Here is a 22962-nt window from a genome sequence, read left to right as displayed (position 1 = left end):
ATGTTGCTGTTCAGGTTCTTGTCCGAATTATGGATCAGATACCCGGCCGGATGCTTGGTCCGTGGTCGGAACCTTGGCCAGAACCTTGGAAAGAGCCGCTGACAGATCGGCTTTGTTGAAGGGCTTGGGCAGAACGAGCCGGATGTTGTCCGCGGCCTCGCCCATTTCCAGGACGTAGCTGCGACCGGAGACCAGGATTACGGCCAGGTCCGGACGCATCAGCCCGATTTGGCGGGCCAGGTCGATGCCGGTCAGGCCGGGCATATCGTAGTCGGTCAGCACCAAGTCGATGTCCGGGCGTTGTTCGAGGATTTGCAAGGCCTCGTTGCCGGCCGCCGCGGAGAGGACCGTATAGCCGAGCTGTTCCAGGGTCCGCGGCGTGGTGGCCAACTGTTCCTCGTCGTCCTCCACGAACAGGATGACCCCGCTGCCTTTTTGGATGGGCGCGGGATGCGTGGTCAACGCGGACCGATCCGCTGCGATCATGGGCAGCAGGATGCTGAACGCGGCTCCCTGGCCCGGAGTGCTGCTGACGCGGACCGCGCCTTTGTGGTTTTTGACTATGCCTAGGACCATGGCTAGTCCTAGCCCTGTTCCCTCGGTCTTGCCTTTGGTGGTGAAGAAGGGGTCGAAGATCTTGTCCAGTGTATCCGGGGCGATGCCGGAGCCGGTGTCACTTACAGTGAGCCGAAAATACGCTCCGGGTGGGGTGTTCAGTTCTTCGGCGTCAGCGTCGGCGACCTGGGTTTCCTCCAGTCGGATCGTCAGTTCTCCTCCTGTGGTCTGCATGGCCTGAAAGGCGTTGGTGCAGAGATTCATGAGCACCTGGGTGACCTGAGTCGGGTCCAACATCACCGGGTCGGACCTGCCGGAAATGCTGTCGTGAATGACGATGTTGCGGGGCAGGGAGCGCTGGAGCAGGGTTACGGATTCACGGACCAGGGCGGGCAGGTCCGTGGGGCGGAATCCTTCCTGGGAGGGGCGGCTGAAGGTCAGGATGCGTTCCACCAGGTTTCTGCCCCGGCTGGAAACCCGCAGGACCCGTTCCAGATCCTCGGCCGTGGCCGACTCCGGGGCGATGTCCCCCAGGGCCAGCTCCGTGGAATTGATGATCGAGGTCAGGATGTTGTTGAAGTCGTGGGCGATCCCACCGGCCAGGGTGCCGATGGCTTCCATTTTCTGGGATTGCAAAAGCTGACGCTCCAGGTTCATCTCGTGGGTGATGTTTTCCGCGGTGCTCAGAGTCCCAACCACGTAACCCTTTTCGTTGTGCAGGGGGACCTTGTTGATTTCCAGCCATGCGTTTTCACCCTGGGCGTCCTGGACAGCGGCCTTGATCTTGCGCAGAGGACGGTCTTCCTCCACCACCTGGCGATCCATTCGGGCGACCCAGTCCACGAATTCGGAGTTGGGCAGCATGGCCGCGTCGGTTTGGTGGAGCAATTTTCGGGGCGATTCGATTCCGAAGAATTCGGCAAAGGCCCGGTTCGCTCCCAGGTAGCGCTGCTTGCGGTCCTTCCAGCAGACCAGTTGCGGGATGGCGTCCATCAGGATTTCCAGAAAGGAGAGTTGATGACGGATTCTGCGTTCAACGGCCCGGCGCTGGATGATGTTCCGGACTAAAAAGCCCAGGGCCACCACCAGGGTGAACAGACTGACCATGATCACCTGAAAGACCTGCTTGTCCAGTTCGTAAAAAGCCTCGGGCTCGTTGATGAACAGGCTGCCGGGAGGAACCTGACGACGGCTGATGTCGCGCTGCATCAGCACCTGATAGTCAAACATGTATTGATCCACGACTTCGGAGACGACCGGAATTGCCGACGGCGACTCGCCTGCCATGATGCGCAGAGCCATTTCCGCCGTGATCCTGCCGTGGAGGTGTCCGCTGAGCAGGCGTCCGCCGACCATGCCGTGACCCAGCAGGAATTCCCAGTTGCTGTAGATGGGCAGGTCCGTGACCATGGCCACGGCCTCCAGGACCTCCGAGGCGGACATGAACTGGCCGCCCACGTTGTGGAAAAAAGGGATGAAGAACAAAAAGGCGTTGCGCGGCAGTTCGCGGACACGCTCCTGGATTTCGCGCAGCGAATACCGTTCCCAGAATTCGAACTCCAGCCGGTCTTCAAAATAGGGTTGCACGGCTTCGATCTGTTTGCGGATGGCCACTCCGGTGATGGATTCGTCGCCGATGACTACCAGTTTGTTCTTGTTGGGATGGATGCCCAGAGCCAACTCAAGGGTGTCCCGGACGCCGATGTTCTCCAGAATTCCGGTGACGAAGCTCTGATCGACCTCTTCCGGGGTGACGTCGTTCAGGCCGCAGAAGACCACCGGTATGCCGGGAAAAAGTCGGTCGCGGTGTTCGAGGATGAAGTTGTAGGCGTCGTTGTCCGATACGATGACGATATCGAAGTGCTCGTCGACGAATTTGTCCTGATAGAGCCGGAACAGGGTGTCGGCGATGACTTCGTAGGGATATTTTTTGGCGTCCATGTACTCAATCTGCAACTCGATGTGATATCGGCTTTGCTCCAATCCTCGGCGGATGCCCTCCTGCAGATGGTCCGACCACGCATAACCGTTGTGATAGGAATTGAGGTAAAACACACGCTTTTTTTCCCGGCCCGGTTCGGGTTGGGAAAAAACGGACGTCGCGGCGGCGGCCAGGAGCAGCCCGCAGAGCGCAAGGGGCGCGAGGATGCGGGGAAGGGGATATCCGTTGAGGATCATGGAGCAGGTTCCTTGATGAGCGGCGTCGCTTCGAACATGGTTCCCGTCAAGGTAGTGCTTGCCACGTTGTTTTTCAATCCTTTACAGTGCGGATCCGTGGTGAAAACGCGGCGACGCGACAATTCTGAATCTCCGCTATTTGAGTGGCGGATATTCTTCTGTAGCCTTTTCCCAACGTTTTGAGTGAAAGCGAAAAGCCGCCGAGCTCCGTGACGGAGCTTTGGCGGCTTTCATTTTTTCGGAAGCTTCTCTCCGGAAATTCTTTCGGTTCCGGGTGAAAGCTCGGAAAGCGGCGTGGCATCAAAGCCGGGGAATTCGTATCGGGAGCTATTGAACCGAAATAAGCCGGTAGAACTTGTGGTCCTTGTCCACGGCCTCGGAAAAGACGTTCTCCGGCTTGGGCAGGCCCGCGGCCTTCCAGGCCAACAAGGGGTCCAGGAACTGCTCGCGGACGCACTCCTTGGGTTGGTGCAGGTTTTTGCAGACCGCCTGCAAAATCGGGAAGGCGTGGAATTTCTGGAAATAGTCGCGCAGGAACTGAAGCATGGCCAGCGTCTGCTCGTTCAACTCAGGGCCTCCGTGGTGCTTGAGAATCGCCTTGGCCACGTCTTTGTTCCAACACTCCGGGTCAAGCAAAAAGCCGTCCTGGTCCACTTCACAGCTTTTACCGTTCAATTCGAGCTGAGGCATACGAGTCTCCTTTCCAGAATTTGGTGTTCAAGAGGGATTTGGTCTTGTACTCCGCACCTCCTGCGTAAAATATTCACCCTGATTCGGCAAGCACCGGAGCAACGGAAGTTGTCGGATAAAAAGACCTATAAGGGCGATTATTTCGAGGCGATGCGCGACGGCACTCGGTGGAGGCGTTCTTTGCTTGTCCGTTGCGGAGTTGTTGTCAATATCCCGTCATTTCCATTTTTCTTCCAAGCTCGACCGGCCCTCCACGTTCAGATGTCACCCTGGGCGGCGCCTTCGGTCCGGTCCAGTGGATGGTGACGGCACCGTGTTCCGCGGTGTTCAGCAGCGGGGCGTTCATGTTGTCCAGGGTTTGTTTTATTTCCGGGTGGGGATGGTTGAAGCGGTTCAGGAAGCCGGTGCTGACCAAGGCGACTTCCGGCCGGACCAGGGCGTAGAGTTGCGGAGAGTGGCTGGTTCGGCTGCCGTGGTGCGGGATGATCAGAGCTTCGGCGCGCAAGGCGTCAGGGGCGGCGGCCAAGGACTGGAGCAGGGCGGCAATGGACGGCTGTTCGATGTCACCGGGGAGCAGGGCCAGGGGGCGGCCGTTCCAGACCAAGCGCAGGACTAGTGATGCGTCGTTCTGGTTGTCCGCGGTCAGCCAGTCGGTGTCTGGATGGAGGACCTCCAGGACGACGCCTTTGCCCAGGTCGATCACGTCGCCTTTGCTCCAGACGATCTCCGGGATGGCGCGGCGGTTTAAGGTTTCATGCAGGATGCGTCCGTCTCGGCCCTCGGGGCCGCGGCCCTGGGAGGCGAATTCCCGGACCCGAAAGTGATCCAGGGGATAGAACAGGCCCCGGTAGTGATCGAAATGGGCGTGGCTGAGGGCGATGCCGGTCAGCCGGGGCGGCCGACCGTGGGTCAGGGTTGGGGTGATGATGTTGCGGCCCAGGTCGTAGTCCCAGGACCAGAACCCTCCCCCGTCCACCAGCCAGCGCGACCCTCCAGGCAGCTCCAGCAGCACGGCCTGGCCCTGGCTGACGTCCAGCAGGCGCAAGGTGATCTGGGAGCGCTGGTCGGACAGGATGGTGGTCAGTCCGGGCAGGACGAGCAGGGACAAGGCCAGGACCACGGCCATGGGTCTGACGCTTTGCGGGGTGCGCCACCAGGCGGCCGCGGCCAGGAGCAGCATCCAGTAGCCCAGAATTTGGGGCCAGAGGGGCCGCAGCGCAATGGTCGCCTCCAGCCAGCCGATTTGGTCCAGGGCGGCCAACCCGCCGACCATCGCTTCCAGGATGCCGCTGGCCAGGCCGAGCAGCGGCGGTGCCAAGGGAGCGGTCCATGGGGTGAGCAGGGCCAACAGGCCGGTCAGTCCCAGGGGAAAGACCGCCAGGCCGAGCAGGGGCAGCCAAAGCATGTTCAGGTACAGATGCGGACTGATCCGACCGAAGTACCAGGCTTGTAGGGGCAGCAGGGCCAGGGTGGCCACAATGCTCACGGCCAGGATGCCCAGGCCCGCGGCCAGGGGCTTTTGCCACCAGGGCCGCTGGGTGAACCGCAGGGCCTCCCGGCCCAGGGGCCAGGCCAGGGCCAACCCGGCTACGGCCAGGGCGGAGAGCTGCAGGCGCAGGTCAAAAACGGCCAGGGGGGACAGGGCCAGGATGATCAACAGGGCCAGGAACAGTCCGTCCAGCAGCACCCGCTGACGGTTCAGAAGCAGCAGCAAGCCCCAGGAACCGAACATCAGGGCCGCTCGGAGCAGGGAGGGTACGGCCTGCCCCAGCCAGAGATACCCGAGGACAAGCGGTACGCTCAGGAGTACGGCCAGCTTTGGGCGGGGCAGGCGCAGATATATCTGGGGCCGGACCCAGCCCAGTACCGTGGCCCCCAGCCATCCCAGTCCAACCACGAATCCCAGGTGCATCCCGGACAAGGCCAAACTGTGGGCCAGGGACGCCCGTTGAACCATGTCCATGGTCTCGGGGGCGAGCAGGGAGCGGTCGCCCATGAGCAGGGCCAGGAGCATGGCTTGGCCTTGGCCGGGCGGAGTGCTGGAGAGCAGTTTGTCCCGGAGTTGACGGCGGTATTCCCAAGCCGGGCTGCTCACGCCGGAATAGTCGGGGGCCGTGTTGGCCTCCCGGGAATAGGCGCGGTGAAAAATGCCTTGCCGCGCCCAATAGTCTTCGCTGCGGTTCATGCCTGGGTTGGCCATGCCCTGGATGGGCCGTATCCGCAATGCCACCCGGACCTCCTGCCCAGGACTGGGCACGTCCGGCGGGCTCTGCCAGTTCCAGAGCAGTTTTCCACCCAGGGCGCGCGGGGCAGTTTCGCTGGAATTTTCGGCGGGCTGGATCTGAACGTCGCGCAGGATGATCTGGAAATGGTCGCCTGGCCGGGGCCGAATTTCGGCCACTTGGGCCGTGATGGTGGTCGGCGTTCGGTGGTTGATTTCGGGAAAGCCCCCTGGAGGGGGAGCGGGGTGAAGGTGGTGAACCGCGGCTACGCCGAGGGCAAAGGCCAGGAGCGGAGGAACCGCCGTGCGGAAGATTTGCGGGCGAGGGAGGTGTCCTGGAAGGAAAGGGTATTTAGCTGGAGGGAGGGCCGTTTGCGTCTTGACAAGTGGACGGCTCCATGAGCCGAGCAAAGCAATCAGGTAGAGGAGCAGGGCCGTGGCTCCGGGCACGGGCCATTCCCAGGCCAGCATGCCCAGAACCCAGGCGCAAAGCAGGTGTTGCCACGGGAGCAGGCCGGGCCAGATGGGGTGAACCGGGGACTTGGGAGGCGTGATCTCCGAGGCGGTTGTTCCCTGTGCGTCCGGGGAAGGAGGTTGATCCCGACTCATGGCGCGGCCTCCGGGTGCTCCTCATTTCACCACATGTCGTATCTACTCAGCATATTTTGTGTCCGCCCTTGCTCCGACAACAGCATTACTTTGTGCTGAATAGTTACCACATGTATTCCTTATCGTCCGGGCAATCCGGCTACGTCGCGGAGCAGACCCCGGCGTCCGAGAAGCTGGCCATCTCGTTGAGCATGGCCGCCGCGGCGCGGAGCACGGGGATGGCCAGGGCGGCTCCGGTGCCCTCGCCAAGACGCATGCCCAAATCCAGGATCGGGCGGGCTTGGAGCTGGTCCAGGATGATGCGGTGGCCGGGTTCGGCCGAGCCGTGGGCGAAAAAGGCATAGTCCGCCACATGGGGCTGGATTTTCCAGGCCGCGACGTAGGCCGCCGTGGAGATGAAGCCGTCCACCACGATGGCCAGCTTGCGCCGGGCGCAACCCAGGATCAGACCGGTAAGGCAGGCGATTTCCAGGCCGCCCAGGGCTGCCAGGGTACGCAAGGGAGGTGCGGGGGGCAGGGCGTTGCTGTTGACGGACAGGGCCCGGGCGATGACTTCGGCCTTGTGACGGACTTCTTGCGCCGACAAGCCGGTGCCCGGCCCGGTGATCCGTTCCGGCGCGCACCCCAGGTAGGCGCAGTAGAGGGCCGTGGCCGCGGTGGTGTTGGCAATGCCCATCTCGCCGGTACCCACGGCAAGCACCCCTTCTTCGGCGGCTTGCTCGGCCAGGGAGATACCCACGGCAACCGCCTCGGCGCATTCCGCTTCGGACATGGCCGGTCCCACGCTGAAATCCGCGGTTCCGGGCTTGACCTTGTGGCGCAGCAGCATGGCGGAGTCCGGAACATCGGTGGTGAAGTCGTCGTGGGCCACGCCCACGTCCACGACCCGTAGTTCCACTCCGGCTGAGCGGGTCAAGACGTTCACGGCCGCTCCTCCGTGAAGGAAGTTGCGGACCATCTGGGCCGTGACCTCCGAGGGAAATTTACTGACGCCCTGGGCCGCGACGCCGTGATCCGCGGCGCAGGTGTAGATGCGGGCCGGGTCGACCTTGGGGCTTGGGCCGCGACCGGCGTTTCGGCTGATCAGAGCCAGTTGCAGGGCCAGTTCCTCCAACCGGCCCAGGCTGCCCTGGGGCTTGGTCAGGTCGTCCAGCCGGGCCTGGATGGCGGATGTCGTTGCGCGGTCCAGGGGAGTGACGGCTTGGACGCAGTCCTGGAGCTTATTGGCAGCGGACTGGTTCATGACTGGAAGTCCAGTTTGCAGGTCGCTCCCTGGGGGTAATCCGCCGGGGGCGTTTTCATGTGCACCGGTTGGCCGGTGGATTGGAGCACGGCCTGCCAATAGTTGCTGACCGTGTTGATCTTCTTGCGCTTTCCGGCAACCAGGCTGAGCGGCAGATGGATGAAATAGCCGTGCAATTTGCTGACCACCATCCCGGTTTTGCCGGCCATGGCCGCATGCACGGCGTTCTGGCCCAGGAACCCGCAGTACACCCGGTCGTTGGCGTTGGCCGGGACCGAGCGGATAATGTAGCTGGGATCAATGAACTTCAGGGTGTACTCCATGTCCTTGGATTTGAAGTAGGTATCGATTTCCCGTCGTAACAGGCCGCAGATGTCACGCAAGACCGGATTGCCCGAGGCGTCGGTCTGGCTGGAAGCAGCCAGGAGGTCCTGTCCCGCCCCTTCGGCCACCACCACCACGGCGTGTCCGCGATGGCGGATGCGGTCGTCCAGGGCCTGCAAAAAACCATTGGGGCCGTGGATCTCAAAGGAATCTTCCGGGACCAGCACGAAGTTGACGTCTTTCAGGGCCAGTGTGGCCTGGGCCGCGATGAATCCGGACTCCCGGCCCATGAGCTTGACCATGCCGATGCCGTTGGGCGCGCCCAAGGCTTCGGTATGAGCGCAGCGGATGGACTCCGTGGCCTTTTCCACGGCGGTGTCAAAGCCAAAGGAGCGGGGGACGAAGTTAATGTCGTTGTCAATGGTCTTGGGAATACCGATTACGGCCAGCTTCAGCCCGCGCTTGGCAACTTCCTCCTGGATTACAAGGGTGGCCTGCATGGTTCCGTCGCCGCCGATCAGGAATAGAATGTTGACGTTCATCCGTTCCAGGGCGTCCACGATTTCCTCAGGTGACTGTGGACCACGTGAGGAAGAGAGGATCGTTCCTCCGAACTCGTGAATGCTTGCAACCTTGTCCGGAGTGAGTTCCTCCAAATTGTGTCCGTAGGAGGGGATGAAGCCCTGCAATCCGTAGCGAATACCCAGGGTGGAGGACACGCCGTAGCTGTGGTGGGCTGTCATGACCAGGGCGCGAATGACGTCGTTGATGCCAGGACAAAGGCCGCCGCAAGTCACGATGGCGCATTTGGTCTTCGGAGGATCGAAGTACAGGTTGGCCCGAGGCCCGGCGGGCTCGAAATCGTAGGTCTTCACGCCGTTGGTACCGGTTTCGCCCTCTTCGTTTGTCACGAAAAGCTGAACCCGCTGGTCTTCATTAATGAATAGGGCGCACTCCATGCGGGAGCGGACCTTGGCCGGACCAAGGTCGGGAATGGCGGTGGAAATGTCGTCTTCCGTATGTATGCTTACTTGCGTGTCGCTCATGGTGTCCTCCTGAATCGCAATGTTTTCGGGGAGAGAATTATCGTCGGGCAGTGGCAGTGATTGGTATTAATGGCAAGAAATGAGCCGCACTATGAAGCAAAGCGCCTAGAATGGCAAACCAGCCTGAATGCGATTTTCCGGTTCCCTTGGGAGCGGCGTTTGGGCTGGATGCAAGACAATATTGTCACGCAAAGCACCTTGACACAAATTTCTCAATCAGATACTCGCTTTCTGAATCGAGAATACACGGACAACGGCGGTTTTGTTCAAAAAAGTATTACTCAGTCATGCGCGGGGGATTCTCTCCCGTTCTTTTTGGTTTTTCAATGGCCTGGGTGGGCTTCCTTCAGGCAGGGCGTCCCGAAACGCTCTTAATCCCTGGACGAACCTTGTCTTGGGCGGGTATCAAGCCTGTTCGCGAGCATGCGCTTTTTTTCATTAACCTGACATCGTCACTTTGGCCGGGGCTATGACTAACGACATCATTGAACTTCTCAAGGAAAATCGAAGCATGCTGGTTGAACGCTGGACTGCTTCGACCCTGCAAACCTATCCTTCCGAAAGCGCCCGCTTCTACTCTAAGGAAAAAGATCAGTTTCTCAATCCCGTGGGCCATGCCATGGGCAAGGGGCTGTCCGAGATTTTCGACGCCATGCTGGCCGGACTGGATGTTCAACAGATTCGGCCGATGTTGGACAGCATGGTTCGCATCCGGGCCGTTCAGGGGTTCGCCCCCTCCAACTCACTGGCCTTTCTGTTGTTCATCAAGAAGATAATCCGCGATGAACTGGGTGCGGAGATTCAATCCAAAGGCCTGGATAAGCAGCTCACGACCTTTGAAGAACGGGTCGACGGGGTTTTGCTGGTGGCCTTCGACGTCTACGCCCAGTGCCGACAGACGTTGTCCGACATCAAAAACAGCGAGTTCATCAACCGGCACACTCAGCTTTTGAAGCGGGCCAACCTGATGAGTGAGGAAACCCGTCTTTCCTGACGGGGTGGACGACCATTCAACGTAACCACGGAGCATTAACGCAAAGCGAGGTAGGGAAATGGCAGTGTGGTATTCTTTGTTACTCGTCTTGGGAATGTCCCTTTTTGTCTACCTGGGAGCCGGATTGCTCGGTTTGCAGGCCATTTTCGGCATCGTCATCCCGTATGCGGCGATCCTGGTCTTTTTGATCGGATTCACCATGCGGGTGTTGGGTTGGGCCAAGTCGCCGGTGCCGTTCCGGATTCCCACCACCGCCGGACAACAGAAAAGCCTGGACTGGATCAAGCCGTCCACGGTTGACAGCCCCTATACCACCTGGGGCGTCGTGGGCAGGATGGCCATGGAAATCCTGCTGTTTCGATCCTTGTTTCGCAACACCAAGGCCGAAATCACCGAGGGCAAGCTGGCCTACGGGTCCAACAAGTGGCTCTGGCTGGGCGGCATTCTTTTTCACTACACCTTTCTGACCATCGTGATCCGGCACCTGCGCTTCTTCACGGAGCCCGTGCCGTATTTCGTGCAGGCTCTGGAGAGCATTGACGGCATGTTGCAGATCGGCTCCCCGGTGATTTACCAGACCGACGTCATCTTGGTCGCGGCCCTGCTGTTCCTGCTGGTTCGGCGACTGGCAAGCCCGCAGTTGCGCTACATTTCCCTGCCCGCCGACTATTTCCCGCTGTTCCTGATCCTGGGGATTGCTCTTTCCGGCATCATGATGCGCTACTTCGCCATCTTTAAGGTCGACCTGATGAGCGTGAAGGTTCTGGCCATGGGCTTGGCCACCTTCAACCCCACGGTTCCGGAAGGAATCGGCGTAATGTTCTACATCCACCTTTTTCTGTTCAGCATGTTGCTGGCCTATTTCCCGTTCAGCAAGCTGATGCACTTGGGCGGCGTATTTCTCAGCCCGACCCGCAACCTGCCCAACGACAGCCGGATGGTTCGCCACGTCAACCCCTGGAACGCCCCTGTGAAGGTTCATAGCTACGAACATTACGAGGATGATTTCCGGGAAAAGATGATCGAGGCCGACCTTCCCGTGGAAAAGCAGGCTTAAGGCGGCTTCCCAGCTGCTGACGGCAAGCATAGGTAATCAAGATAAGGAGTCGTTATGTCACAAGCGCCAAAGCCAGAAGAATTGCTCCGGGTATCGCATATTCCCCCCAAGAAAGATTGGATGGATCCCCGGGTGGACCTCGTTCCCGGAACATGGGGGTACCCCGGGAAGGCGAGCAGCCTGGAAACCCTCGGGCTGCCGAACCCTCGGGATTGGAACCCCACGGATGAGGACTGGAAGCTGCCTCCCAACTGGAAGGAGATCATCCACGAAGGTCTCAAGGAGCGTCTGGAAAAGTATCGCTCTCTGAAAGTGTTTATGGACATCTGTGTCCGTTGCGGGGCCTGCGCGGACAAATGCCACTTTTTCATCGGCAGCGGAGACCCCAAGAACATGCCCGTGTTGCGGGCCGAACTGCTCCGATCCATCTACCGCAAGGATTTCACCACCGTGGGGCGCATTTTGGGCGCGTTCGCCGGCGGGCGCGAGCTGACCGAGGACGTGATCAAGGAGTGGTTCTACTACTTTCACCAGTGTACGGAGTGTCGGCGCTGTTCGCTTTACTGTCCGTACGGAATCGACACCGCGGAGATCACCATCGTCGTTCGGGAGCTCTTGAACCTGATCGGCGTGAACATCGATTGGATCCTTGGAGCGGCGGCCAACTGCTACCGCACCGGAAACCACCTGGGGCTGGAGCCGCATACCTTCAAAGGCAACATCGACTTCCTGGTGGACGACATCGAGGAATACGTCGGCATTCGCCTGAACCCCACATTCAACCGCAAGGGCGCGGAAATTTTGTTCATCGCTCCTTCCGGCGACGTCTTCGCCGATCCCGGCATTTTCACCTACATGGGCTACCTGATGCTCTTTGAGCACATCGGTCTGGACTATACCATCAGTACCTACGCTTCCGAAGGCGGCAACTTCGGGCTGTTCACCAGCCAGGAGACGATGAAGCGGCTCAACTCCAAGATGTATGCCGAGGCCAAACGACTGGGCGTGAAATGGATTCTGGGCGGCGAGTGCGGGCATATGTGGCGCGTGCTGCACCAGTACATGGACACCATGAACGGGCCGGCGGACTTTCTGGAAGTCCCCAAGTCGCCCCTCACCGGAACCGTGTTCGATAACGCCAAGTCAACGAAGATGATCCACATCGTGGAGTTCATGGCCGACCTGATCCACCACGGCAAGCTCAAGCTGAATCCAAAACGTAACGACTACTTGCGGACTACGTGGCACGACTCCTGTAACGTGTCCCGCGGCATGGGCATGTTCGAGGAACCGCGCTATGTGCTCAAGAGCGTGTGCAACAACTTCTTTGAAATGCCGGAGAACACCATTCGCGAGCAGACTTTCTGTTGCGGCGGCGGCACCGGCTTGAACGCCGGGGAGTTCGAATACCTGCGGATGATGGGCGGCATGCCCCGGGCGTTCGCGGTCAAGCATGTGCAGGAAAAGCATGACGTGAACCGCTTGGTGAACGTCTGCGCGCTGGACCGGGCCATTCTGCCTCCGCTGATGGATTATTGGGCGCCCGAGGTTTCCGTTTCTGGGTTGACGGAACTGGTGGCCAATGCGTTGATCATGGAAGGGGAGCACGATCGGCCCACCGATCTGCGCGGCGAGGACATTCCAGGCTTGGAGGGGGATGAATAATGTACAACGCCGGTAAAATCATACCTGGACTGGTTATTTTTCTTGGGCTGGTGACGTTTCCGTTTTGGTCGAACCTCGGCAGGGCGGCCTTCGAAGCACCGGAACTGGTCTTGCCTGAGACTGAGGAAGAATGCGTCGAGTCCGGAGACTGGATGCGCGCCAACCATATGATCCTGCTGGACGATTGGCGGGATTTGGCGGTTCGGGACAATATGCGCCTGTATACCAGTGAAACGGGAAAGCGCTTCGACATGAGCCTGACCAAAACCTGTCTGTCGAGCCAGTGCCATGCCAACAAGGACACGTTCTGCGACCGATGTCACGATGCTTTGGCCATCGCCCCGCACTGCTGGGATTGCCACGTCGTACCGTCAATGGGGGAGGAATAAGCCATGGCCATAAATCGAAGAACCTTTCTGAAGGCCGCCGGACTGACGACTCTGGCCGGAGTGGCCGGACACGCGGCGATGGAGCTGTTGGCCCCGGGCGCGCTGGAAGCTTCTGGGCCTTCGAAGGTCGGAGAGTATCCTGAAGCCCTGACCGCCAAGCGCTGGGCCATGCTCATCGATACGGAGAAGTTCACCACGGCCCAGGTGTACCAGAAGTGCATCGATGCCTGTCATGTTCTGCACAACGTGCCGCACATCCCCGGAGACCAGGAAATCAAGTGGTTGTGGACCGACAGTTTCAAGCACGCCTTCCCGGACCAGCAGCACGCTTTGGTTCCGGACAGGGTCAAGAATCAGCCCTTTATGGTGCTGTGCAACCACTGCGACAATCCGCCCTGCGTGCGGGTCTGTCCGACCAAGGCCACGTTCAAGCGCGACGACGGCATTGTGATGATGGACATGCACCGCTGCATCGGTTGCCGGTACTGCATGGCCGGCTGTCCCTACGGCGCGAGGAGCTTCAACTTCTGGGATCCGCGGCCGTTCATCGAAAACATCGATCCCTACTACCCCACCCGGATGAAGGGCGTCGTGGAGAAGTGCACGTTCTGTGAAGACCGGTTGGCCAAAGGGCAGCTTCCAGCCTGCGTCGAGGCCTCGGAAGGAGCGCTGATTTTCGGCGACCTGGCCAATGAGGACTCCGAAGTGCGTCGGGTGTTGCGGGAGCGGTACAGCCTGCGTCGCAAGCCTTCCCTGGGGACCAACCCCCACGTCTTCTATCTGATATGAGGTGACCAAATATGTTGGAAAAAGCGTTACAGGGAAACAAGGCGTACTGGGGGTGGATCGCCACGCTCCTCGTCGTCATCGGTATCGGTTTCGGCTTTTACGTGTATCAGTTGCAGCAGGGCCTGGGCGTCACCGGTCTGAACCGGGACGTTTCCTGGGGACTGTACATCGGACAGCTGACCTACATGGTCGGCATCGCCGCCTCGGCGGTCATGCTGGTCCTGCCCTATTATCTGCACGATCATAAGGCCTTTGGGAAGCTGGTCATCTTCGGCGAGTTTCTGGCCGTCTCCGCGGTTGTCGTCTGTCTGCTGTTCGTCGTTGTCGACCTGGGTCAACCCCAGCGACTGATGAACGTTATCCTTTACCCCACCCCCAACTCGGTCCTGTTCTGGGACATGGTGGTCTTGAACGGATATCTCTTCCTGAACATCATCATCGGCTGGTCGGTGCTGCACGCCGTGAAGAAAGGCGTTCGCCCTGCTTCCTGGGTCAAGGTCCTGATTTACGTGTCCATTCCCTGGGCCGTGAGCATCCACACGGTCACGGCGTTTTTGTATGCCGGCCTTCCCGGACGGTACTTCTGGCATGACTCCTTGCTGGCGGCCAGCTTCCTGTCCGGTGCTTTCGCGGCCGGTCCCGCCCTGCTGCTGTTGATTCTGATGATCGTGCAAAAGGTTTCGGATCTGAAGATTCCCAAGGAAGCGATCCAGACCATGACCAAGATCATCACCTATGCCTGGGCCATCAACTTGTTCATGGTGCTGTTGAAAATCTTTTCCGCCTACTACAGCCAGTACCCCGCGAAAATGGCCGCCTTTGACTACATGTTCGGGGGATACGGTGGAGAGCAGTTGATGCCCTGGATGTGGAACTTCGTGTTCTTGGGAGTTGTCTCTCTCGCTTTACTGGTCATCCCCGCAACCCGGAACAATCCGGTAACCATGACTATCGCCCTGATCATGGTTTTTGTCGCCGGCTGGATCGACAAGGGCCTGACCCTGGTCATCGGCGGATTCATTCCCAACCCCTTCAAGGTGCATACGGAATACTGGCCGACGATTCCCGAGGTTTTCATCTCCATTGGAGTGTACGCCGTGGGCCTGTTGATCCTGACCGTCCTGTACAAGGTGGCCCTTGCGGTACAGCGGGAATCCGCGTCCTAGGCGCTACCGGGCGTAGTCTCGAATTCAAGCCTCCAAGCCCGCCGCGACCTGAACCGCGGCGGGCTTTTCTTTGGACCGACGGTCCGGCAAGTCCAGGCTCTGAACAGAGGCTGAGCAAAGCGAGAAACCCCTTTGGTCCCATGCGCGAACGGCGAAATATTCCTGCTCAAAAATGCCCTTCACGCTCTTGACATCACAGCCTAAACGTCTCAAGAATATCTGGTCGTTCGGCTTTTCTGAAGGGCAATGGGCGTGCCGATAGCTCGGATTTCCAGCGCCAGGACCACGACCAGCGCGTTATTTTGATTGTCTTTCGAGGAGGGGGCGCTTTTCGTCCGAATACGGGACGACCTCGCCCGTGGCGTCGGGAGTTCGACGTCGAAGCACCACAACCTGCTCACGGAATTGATCCCGGGCAGATTTCATTTAAACTGGAGGTAGAAAATGGGTTGGAAGATTACTGTTGATGTCGACAAGTGTACGGGCGACGGCGAGTGCGTCGATGTTTGCCCTGTTGAAGTCTATGAACTTCAGGACGGAAAGGCCGTTGCCGTGAACGAGGAAGAGTGTCTGGGCTGTGAATCGTGCATTGAGGTCTGTGAAACCAACGCCCTCACGGTCGAGGAAGTCTAGACGTCGACTTTTTTCTCTCATAACTGTCATTCGTTTTTGCCAAAAGGAGGGTCACCCTCCTTTTGGCGTTTTAGGAGTACGGCATGTCACTGGATTTTTCACCATTTTTTTCGAAATACGAAAAACTGTTAGCTGATGTGGACAAGGTTTTCGAGACGGTCAAGGATCAACACGCGGACTGCGTGACCTGCACGACGGGATGCAGTGACTGTTGTCATGCGGTTTTCGATTTGCCCTTAATTGAAGCCTTATACTTGAATCACCATTTTCACGGTGTGCTGCCTAAGGAAGTCAAGGACCAGATTTTGGCCAAAGCCGACCAAGCGGATCGCGCGGCATATAAATTGAAATTTCAGGCTCACAAAAGGCAACGTTCCGGCGAGGAAACCGACGTCATCCTGGAAGATATGGCTCGCAAGCGGGTCCGGTGTCCGTTGCTTAACGCGCAGGATCGTTGCGACCTTTACGCATATCGGCCCATTACCTGTCGGCTGTACGGCATTCCACAGGAAGTCGCCGGCAAGGCTAGGACCTGCGCGCTTTCCAAGTTTTCACCCGGCGCTCCGTACCCTACGGTCCATGTGGACAAGATCCATCGTGCATTGGCCGCTCTGAGCATGGAGTTGGTTGCCTCGCTGAATACAAAGTACAATCAGATGGCCGACATGCTCGTCCCTCCGTCCATGGCCCTGCTCACGGTATACGACGATGAGTATTTGGGGCTGCAGACGTCCTCCGGGTGTTCTTCTGGCGGCTGCTCATCCGGCTCCTGCTCTTCTGGTGACAGTTCGGTATCCGGCATTCCAGTTTCCGGAACTTTGCCTGGTGGATGCGGTCCGGTCAAAAAGGACGGCTGTACCTGCGGTCCGAACGAATGTGATCCCGGGAGCTGCGAGCCATGTCGGAAATAGACGAACAGCAAGAGCAGAAACGGGCGATTTACGAGAGTCTTTCTCCCCGAGCCAAGACCTATGTCGCCAAAGTCGGGTACGACAAGTGGGACCCGTTCCAGAAGCCTAACGACCCGTTGGACCTGCGAAAATTTACCACGGACAAAACCGCACGGACCATGGCCATGGGGTTTTTGCAACAACGCAAGGAAGAGCATTATTCCAACGTCTACGCCAAAGCCGTGTTGGACATGTGCATGGGACTGATGGATAACGATGAGCGCTATCTGGCCATGTATGAATTTTGCCGCTGGTATCAGGAGCAACCCCAGCCCCATGAAGAAGTTTTGGAGCAACGAACATTCCGACGCGACTAGGTCAGACCGACAACCATTCCCTGCAAACTCACTGGAGCGATCATGAACGCATCCTCGAATACCGACGATTTTATCAAGGAAAAGAAAGACCAGCTTGCTCAGAACGCCGATTGCGGCAATTCGCACTACAATCTGGGAGTTGCCTACCTCTCCCAACGCAAATGGAAGGAAGCTGAGGAAGAATTCTTTGCTGCCGTGGAGTCCTCGCCCACGTTGGCCGAGGCGTATGTGCAACTGGGCGGTATCCGGATGTATCAAAACGACCTGGAGGGCTGCCTTTACTTCAATCAAAAAGCCGTAAAAGTGCGTCCCAAGTTCCCGGTTCCTTACGGCAATATCGGTTTCGTGCATCTCCAGCAGGGTGAACCGGAAAAAGCGTTGGAGCCGCTGCTGCAGGCCCTTTCGCTCCAACCAAAATTCGTCCAGGCGCATACGACCCTGGCCAGTGCGTATTATGCCTTGGGTGACCTGGAAAAATGTATCGACCATTGCGCTCGGGCGATCAAGATCGAGCCGCGCTTCGCTCCGGCCTACAACAATCTCGCGCTGTGCTATTACGACCAGGGCAAGTTCGACCTGGCCCTGGAGAACATGGACAAGGCCCTGGAGTATGGTTTCGAGGTGGTACCGGATTTTCGCGCACGGCTCGAAGAGCATCGATCTTGATCTTTGACCGTGGTGTTCGAGAGGCTCAAGCCATCTGATGGGTGGTCGGTCGGGAGGTCCTGGTGGCGTATTTCAAATCCATGAAGCAGGATTTTTCAGCTTTCCTGCTTCAAGACGATTGGCGAGAGCGATTAGGGCACTACTTCGATTTGCCGCCCCGTAAGACTTTGGGGCCGCTTTTTTCCCTGCTGTTGGCTCCGGAACCGCTCTTGAAGTGGCGGGCTGTTTCAGCCTTTGGGGAGATCGTCGCCAGGCTGGCGGAGCAGGACCTGGAATCAGCGCGGGTGGTCATGCGCCGGTTGATGTGGAATTTGAATGAAGAATCCGGGGCCATTGGCTGGGGAGCCCCGGAATCCATGGGAGAGAGCCTGGCACGGTGTCCAAGGCTGGCCGTGGAATTCAATCGGATTCTGATTTCCTACGCCCAGGAACCCACGTCCGGTGACGGCAACTACCTCGACCATGAGCCGTTGCGGCGCGGGGTCTACTGGGGCATGGCCAGATTGGCCGAAAAGCAGCCGGATTTGGTTCAGCAGGGCCGCTCGACGTTTCTTGAGCTGTTGAAGGATGAAGACGCGGAAAAACGGGCTCTGGGCCTTTGGGGGCTGTGTTCGATGGGAGCCGGGTATGAGACCGCGTCCGCGGTGCGATCCTTGATTGAAGACAAAAGCGTCGTCGTGCTGTACCGCGACGATCAGTTGCGGGAGTATCTCGTCAGCGACCTTGCACGGGAAGCCTTGGCCAAGATTGTGGCCTGAATTTCGACTGCGTCATGTTTGATCGTTCTCTGGGCCGTTTTCCTGGTAGCGCCGGGATGCCGCTACGAAGTTTACGGCCCATGTCGGCACTCCAAGGGTGTGCAGGTGGGTGTAACAGGCAAAGGTGTTGCGGAAAATCAGTCCGTCTCGATTTTGGTCGATACCACTGCCCCTTTGCATTTCCAAGGCAAAGGACATCTCTGGCGGTAATGGGGTGACGCATTTTGAATAATGAAATTCATGGCCTGTGAATTCCAGTCCCACGGCATGAAAGGGGTTGGGATGGACTACCTTGGCCACTGTGTACCCATGACCCTGTGGTTTGGCGCAGAGCATGGTCTGGACGGGGAAAACCCCGGCCATCGGGTAAATGGTTTCCCGGCAAATCAGGCTTTGCCCCAAATACATGAACCCACCGCATTCCGCGTAGATGGGGAGACCTTGCCCAGCGAGTCGGTAAACCAGGGCCCTTGTGGTCTCGTTTCTGGTTAGTTGCTCGGCCTGGGTTTCCGGAAATCCTCCCCCCAGGTAGAGCCCGTGGAGTTCGGGCCACGGCGCGGGCGAGAGCAGGCTGAGCTCCACCAACTCTGCTCCATTTCTTCGCAATTCCTCTAAATTTTCGCGGTAATAAAACCAGAGTGCCGCATCCCGGACCACTCCAATGCGAACGGTGGTGGTCGGAAGGAGTCGCTCATCCTCCTGCCGGGAGACCTGCAGAGCTGGTTGTGCCGCCTGATTGTCTGTCTGCGATGGCTGCTGAACGAGCAGACTTGTTGCATCGCCTTTTGGGCAAAGCACTGCCGTGAAGCAGCACTCCCGGAGACGGCCTTGGGACGGATCGGGCAAAGGTATACTGGAGACGCTGGTGGCGATCTTTCGAATGGTCTCGATGTCCAGACAGTCTCGGGCGATGGTGGCGAGGCTGCTCAGGGTCGCATCGGCCTCGGCGCATTCCTGATCCGAAACCAAGCCCATGTGGCGTTCCGGGATGGGGTCCGGCTTGATCTTGGGAAGAATGCCGACCACGGGGACATCCGTGTACTGTTCGATGCACTGGCGGAGAATGGTCTTGTGGCGTTGCCCGGCGGTTCGGTTGAGAATGACGCCCGCAAGGCGCAGGTTTGGTTCAAAGGTCCGGCAGCCAAGGATTAAGGCGGCCACAGTGCGGGTCATCTTGGTGCAGTTGATGATCAGCACCACCGGTGTTTGAAGCAGCCTAGCCAATTCCGCGGTGGAACAGGAACCACTGGTGTCCTTGCCGTCGAAGAGTCCCCTGTTGCCCTCGATCAGGGCCATGTCGGCCGAGGCGGACTCTCGGAGAAAAAGGCGCACCAGCGAATCGCCGGGCATCATGAACGGGTCGAGATTGGACGTCTCCCGCCGGGCGGCCAAGCCAAGCCAGGCGGCATCAATGTAGTCCGGTCCCTTTTTGAACGGCTGGATTCGCAATCCGATATCGGTCAGTGCGCGGCACAGGCCCAGGGAAATGATGGTTTTCCCGGCTCCACCGCTCAGACCGGCCAGAATCAAGCGTGGAGGAGTGTTCACGGAGCGTGTGGGGAGAGTGGTGGAAAGGTGGAGAAAGGAAGAATGATGAGACGAAATCTCGTTTAAAAATTGGGGCGTCCCAAAATAGTTCGTCGCATATCCGTTGTCGTGATGGCTGTGGGGTCAGCGCCGAGGGGTCATGATGCGAGTGCCATCATGAGGTGGGCGATGAGTGGAGCATGTGCCGAACGGATGATGTATTCTGGGAAGCCCCTGGAAAAGGCTGCTGCTAATCTTCGCCTTCCCCGGCATGCTGCTTGCCGGCGCCTTTGAGGCCGTAAAAGGTGGTGCTGCCGCTGGACCAGTATTCCAGAACTTCTTCGTTGACCATCTGGCCCAGAAGTTTTTTTGCGTGCAGGGTTTTGATTTCCGGAACCATGGCGGCCAAGTCTTTAAAATAGAATTTTGACTTGTTTTTGCTTTTGGCCATCATGCCGTCGACTATGGCTTGTTTTGCCGCTGCGTCATCCATGAGATTCTCCTCGGTTTATAAACAGCCTGGGGGCGGGATGCCCCCAGGCTGTTTTTTATGTGTTGACTTAGAACTTGAAGTTCGTGGTCTGCCGCCAGGTCTCGTAGGCGGGATCACGGAAGTCATCGATCAAGTGCCAGGTGAACTCCAGATCGCAAACCTCGAAGAAGCGTTCCCAGCCGATGCGCTCGGCCCATTCACCCAGACGCTCGTACTTGTGGGCGCCCTTGGAATAAGCCTCGACGATCTGGCGAACTTTCTTGACCAACGTGGGCCAACGGGGTGGCTCGTTGGGGACGAAGTCCACGACGACCTTGGAGAACTTGGGATTGCTGATCCGGTTGGACACCTTGCCGCCGACCATGATGATCAGGCCGTCGCCGCCTTGACCGTCGGACAGAGGCAGGGCCGGACACATGGTGTAGCAGTTGCCGCAGAACATGCAACGCTCGTTCTTGATGGCCACGGAGTTGACCTTGGTGCCGTCAGGCATGTCGACCTTGGTCGGGCGAATGGCAGCAGTGGGGCAAGCGGACACTGCCAGGGGGATCTCGCAGATATTGTCCAGGGTCTTGTGGTCGATGATCGGAGGCTTGCGGTGGTAGCCGACGAAGCCGATGTCCGAGCAGTGCACGGCGCCGCACATGTTTACGCAGCAGGCCATGGAGACGCGCAGTTGCGCGGGCAGGCGCATCTGGGTGAACTCTTCAAACATGTCGTCCATCACGGCCTTGACCGTGCCGGAGGCGTCGGAAGCCGCGGTGTGGCAGTGCACCCATCCCTGGGTGTGAATGATGTTGGTCATGCCCGCGCCGGTTCCGCCGATGGGGAACTTGAAGCTGCCGCCGGTATGCTTGCGGCTGAGCAGGTCTTCCTTCAACGGAGCGACTTTGTCCTTGCTGTCCACCATGAACTCGACGTTGTTCCGAGTGGTCCAACGGACGTGTCCGCCGCAGTGCTTGTCCGCGATTTCACAGATTTCCCGGATGGTCTGCACACCCATCAGGCGGGGGGAGCCGACACGGACTGTGTACACTTCGTCGCCGCTCTCGGCCTTGTGCATCAACACGCCGGGCTCCAGGATTTCGTGGTACAGCCACTTTCCGTAGTTGTTTTTGAGCACTGGCGGCAGGAACTCCTGGTAGTGCTTGGGGCCGATATCCGTGATCCGGTCCTTCATCGGCTGCTTCGGATCATATCCTGAGGAAATGAATGCCATTTGTATAACCTCCTGGGCTCGTTACATTTTGTGACGGCTTCTGTAGTCTTCAATCTTCCGATCCCAACCGCCGGTGACTTCCTCTTCCTTCCAGAAGATATAGGGGTTGGTCCTCGGCTCCTGAACCACGCGGGCATCGACTTCGACTTCCAGAACCTGCAGGATCTTGTACAGGCCGACGCGCTTCATGGTTTCACCGACACGCTCACGGTTCTTGCCCTCTTCCATCCAGAACTCGAACAGCTTTTCGATCAGGTCCTTGATCTCGGTGTACGGGGCTTCGCACTTGATGAAGGGAACGACCAGGGTGCCCATCTGAGCGCCATCCAGGATCGGGGCTTTGGCGCCCAGGAGCATGGCGCAGCCGGTGTCCTCACCGATGCGCAGGGCACGCGGCATGGCGTTGATGCAGTGCATGCAGTGGTTGCACTCTTTGTCGTTGATCTTCAGGGTGTCGCCTTCCATCCACATACACTGGGTCGGGCAAAGGGCGATAATTTCCTTCTGGATGTCGAACTTGCCCCAGTCGCGTCCGGCATGGGCTCCGCCGTTCGGAGGAATCTCGCCGCCGATGTAGGCCTTGACCGCTTTCTGGTCGATACGGATGTTGTCCTTCCACAGTCCGATGAAGGACAGGTCGGAGCGGGCGATGGATGCCACGCAACCGTTGGGGCAGCCGTCAAACTTGAATTTGAATTTGTACGGAAAAGCCGGGCGATGCAGGAAGTCCTGGAATTCATTCGTGAAGTCATGACAGATGTCCTGGGCATCGATACAGGCAAACTCGCATCGGGACTTGCCAAGACAGCAGGCCGGGGTGCGCAGGTTGGAGCCGGAGCCGCCCAGGTCGGTATCCAGGTTGTGGGTCAGTTCATAAAAGATTTCTTCCAACTGCGGGGTGGTGGTGCCCAACCAGACGATATCGCCGGTGGAGCCGTGCATGTTGGTCAGGCCGCTACCGCGGAATTCCCAGAGATCGCAGAGCTTATTCAGGAAGTCCGTGCTGTAGTACAGTCCGGAAGGCTGGTTGACGCGCACGGTGTGGAAGTGCGCCACGCCCGGGAACATTTCCGGCTGGTCGCAGTACCGGCCGATGACGCCGCCGCCATAGCCGAAGACGCCGACGATGCCGCCGTGCTTCCAGTGGGTCTCCCCGTCGTTGTAGGAGAGTTCCAGCACGCCCAGCAGATCGTCGCAGACGTCCACGGGAATCTGGTACTCAACGCCTTTCTCATTCTTCGCCCTTGACTCTGCTTCCCGCTTGATGTCGGAAACAAAGCTGGGCCATGGTCCTTTTTCCAGCTCGTCCAACAACGGGGTCTTGTGTTTCGCCATTGTTCTGCCTCCTCGAAGGGTTTAGGGGGGTTCATCAAACAAAACAGAAGGGAACCGGCCTGCGCATTGAACCGAACTCGCCGGGTGAATGCGACCGCGTCGGCCCCCTTGTGCGCAAAATGAATCCAATGATCTGAA

The 22962-nt window shown here is 58.8% G+C and carries 20 protein-coding genes; 11 read left to right on the top strand and 9 right to left on the bottom strand.

Annotated features, from left to right (window positions below; translation table 11 throughout):
- Nucleotides 1-27: 27 nt before the first annotated feature.
- The 5 genes from GY33_RS0103050 to GY33_RS0103030 all read right to left on the bottom strand — a co-directional run bounded on the left by GY33_RS0103050 (nt 28) and on the right by GY33_RS0103030 (nt 8866).
- Nucleotides 28-2733 carry a hybrid sensor histidine kinase/response regulator gene (locus tag GY33_RS0103050; protein WP_051822235.1) on the bottom strand — a complete coding sequence of 902 codons (2706 nt, stop codon included), beginning with the start codon at nt 2731-2733 and terminating at the stop codon, nt 28-30.
- A 327-nt stretch (nt 2734-3060) separates the two neighbouring features.
- Nucleotides 3061-3423 carry a TusE/DsrC/DsvC family sulfur relay protein gene (locus GY33_RS0103045; protein WP_051822234.1) on the bottom strand — a complete coding sequence of 121 codons (363 nt, stop codon included), beginning with the start codon at nt 3421-3423 and terminating at the stop codon, nt 3061-3063.
- Nucleotides 3424-3628: 205 nt separating this feature from the next.
- Nucleotides 3629-6253 (bottom strand): DNA internalization-related competence protein ComEC/Rec2, encoded by a 2625-nt coding sequence (locus GY33_RS0103040; protein WP_051822233.1) that lies wholly within the window; start codon nt 6251-6253, stop codon nt 3629-3631.
- A gap of 139 nt (nt 6254-6392) precedes the next feature.
- Nucleotides 6393-7496 (bottom strand): nicotinate-nucleotide--dimethylbenzimidazole phosphoribosyltransferase, encoded by a 1104-nt coding sequence (cobT, locus tag GY33_RS0103035; protein ID WP_031385919.1) that lies wholly within the window; start codon nt 7494-7496, stop codon nt 6393-6395.
- On the bottom strand, nt 7493-8866 hold the full coding sequence (locus GY33_RS0103030; protein WP_051822232.1) for an ATP-dependent 6-phosphofructokinase: 1374 nt from the start codon (nt 8864-8866) through the stop codon (nt 7493-7495). The genes cobT and GY33_RS0103030 overlap by 4 nt, the downstream gene beginning before the upstream one ends.
- A 469-nt stretch (nt 8867-9335) precedes the next feature.
- Here GY33_RS0103030 and GY33_RS0103025 point away from each other — a divergent pair, with 469 nt between their 5' ends.
- The 11 genes from GY33_RS0103025 to GY33_RS0102970 all read left to right on the top strand — a co-directional run bounded on the left by GY33_RS0103025 (nt 9336) and on the right by GY33_RS0102970 (nt 18250).
- The gene (locus tag GY33_RS0103025) at nt 9336-9860 is read left to right on the top strand and encodes an RsbRD N-terminal domain-containing protein (RefSeq protein ID WP_031385917.1); all 525 of its coding nucleotides are present in this window, start codon (nt 9336-9338) and stop codon (nt 9858-9860) included.
- A 58-nt stretch (nt 9861-9918) separates the two neighbouring features.
- Complete coding sequence (gene dsrM / locus GY33_RS0103020) at nt 9919-10917, top strand: sulfate reduction electron transfer complex DsrMKJOP subunit DsrM (protein ID WP_031385916.1); 999 nt, start codon at nt 9919-9921, stop codon at nt 10915-10917.
- A 54-nt stretch (nt 10918-10971) separates the two neighbouring features.
- Nucleotides 10972-12582 carry a sulfate reduction electron transfer complex DsrMKJOP subunit DsrK gene (gene dsrK / locus GY33_RS0103015; protein WP_031385915.1) on the top strand — a complete coding sequence of 537 codons (1611 nt, stop codon included), beginning with the start codon at nt 10972-10974 and terminating at the stop codon, nt 12580-12582.
- Complete coding sequence (gene dsrJ / locus GY33_RS0103010) at nt 12582-12971, top strand: sulfate reduction electron transfer complex DsrMKJOP subunit DsrJ (RefSeq protein WP_031385914.1); 390 nt, start codon at nt 12582-12584, stop codon at nt 12969-12971. The genes dsrK and dsrJ overlap by 1 nt, the downstream gene beginning before the upstream one ends.
- Before the next feature lie 3 nt (nt 12972-12974).
- A complete protein-coding gene (gene dsrO, locus GY33_RS0103005; protein WP_031385913.1) occupies nt 12975-13760 on the top strand; it encodes a sulfate reduction electron transfer complex DsrMKJOP subunit DsrO in 786 nt (261 codons plus the stop codon).
- Nucleotides 13761-13771: 11 nt separating this feature from the next.
- Entirely contained in the window at nt 13772-14926 is a 1155-nt protein-coding gene (gene dsrP / locus GY33_RS0103000) for a sulfate reduction electron transfer complex DsrMKJOP subunit DsrP (RefSeq protein ID WP_031385912.1), read from the top strand.
- Nucleotides 14927-15370: 444 nt separating this feature from the next.
- A complete protein-coding gene (locus GY33_RS0102990) occupies nt 15371-15559 on the top strand; it encodes a ferredoxin (protein WP_031385911.1) in 189 nt (62 codons plus the stop codon).
- Nucleotides 15560-15642: 83 nt separating this feature from the next.
- Nucleotides 15643-16470, top strand: coding sequence for a YkgJ family cysteine cluster protein (locus tag GY33_RS0102985; RefSeq protein ID WP_084184745.1), 828 nt, complete (start codon nt 15643-15645; stop codon nt 16468-16470).
- Complete coding sequence (locus GY33_RS0102980; RefSeq protein WP_031385909.1) at nt 16458-16826, top strand: hypothetical protein; 369 nt, start codon at nt 16458-16460, stop codon at nt 16824-16826. The genes GY33_RS0102985 and GY33_RS0102980 overlap by 13 nt, the downstream gene beginning before the upstream one ends.
- 42 nt (nt 16827-16868) lie before the next feature.
- Nucleotides 16869-17492: a tetratricopeptide repeat protein gene (locus GY33_RS0102975; RefSeq protein WP_031385908.1), complete on the top strand. Its 624-nt coding sequence runs from the start codon at nt 16869-16871 to the stop codon at nt 17490-17492.
- A gap of 62 nt (nt 17493-17554) precedes the next feature.
- Complete coding sequence (locus GY33_RS0102970) at nt 17555-18250, top strand: DVU0298 family protein (protein WP_031385907.1); 696 nt, start codon at nt 17555-17557, stop codon at nt 18248-18250.
- Nucleotides 18251-18262: 12 nt separating this feature from the next.
- On the opposite strand, the gene GY33_RS0102965 is transcribed toward GY33_RS0102970, so the two are convergent.
- From GY33_RS0102965 to dsrA, 4 genes are all read right to left on the bottom strand, one after another.
- Nucleotides 18263-19798 carry a cobyrinate a,c-diamide synthase gene (locus GY33_RS0102965; protein WP_031385906.1) on the bottom strand — a complete coding sequence of 512 codons (1536 nt, stop codon included), beginning with the start codon at nt 19796-19798 and terminating at the stop codon, nt 18263-18265.
- Between the two features lie 229 nt (nt 19799-20027).
- Nucleotides 20028-20270: a dissimilatory sulfite reductase D family protein gene (locus tag GY33_RS0102960; RefSeq protein WP_031385905.1), complete on the bottom strand. Its 243-nt coding sequence runs from the start codon at nt 20268-20270 to the stop codon at nt 20028-20030.
- Between the two features lie 67 nt (nt 20271-20337).
- Nucleotides 20338-21489 carry a dissimilatory-type sulfite reductase subunit beta gene (gene dsrB, locus GY33_RS0102955; protein WP_031385904.1) on the bottom strand — a complete coding sequence of 384 codons (1152 nt, stop codon included), beginning with the start codon at nt 21487-21489 and terminating at the stop codon, nt 20338-20340.
- 21 nt (nt 21490-21510) lie between these two features.
- Complete coding sequence (dsrA, locus tag GY33_RS0102950; protein WP_031385903.1) at nt 21511-22824, bottom strand: dissimilatory-type sulfite reductase subunit alpha; 1314 nt, start codon at nt 22822-22824, stop codon at nt 21511-21513.
- Nucleotides 22825-22962 lie beyond the last annotated feature (138 nt).

The organism is Desulfonatronum thiodismutans (assembly GCF_000717475.1).
Classification (GTDB): domain Bacteria; phylum Desulfobacterota; class Desulfovibrionia; order Desulfovibrionales; family Desulfonatronaceae; genus Desulfonatronum; species Desulfonatronum thiodismutans.
The sequence above is the reverse complement of the archived record's forward strand: the minus strand, read 5'-3'. Positions and strand labels throughout refer to the sequence as shown.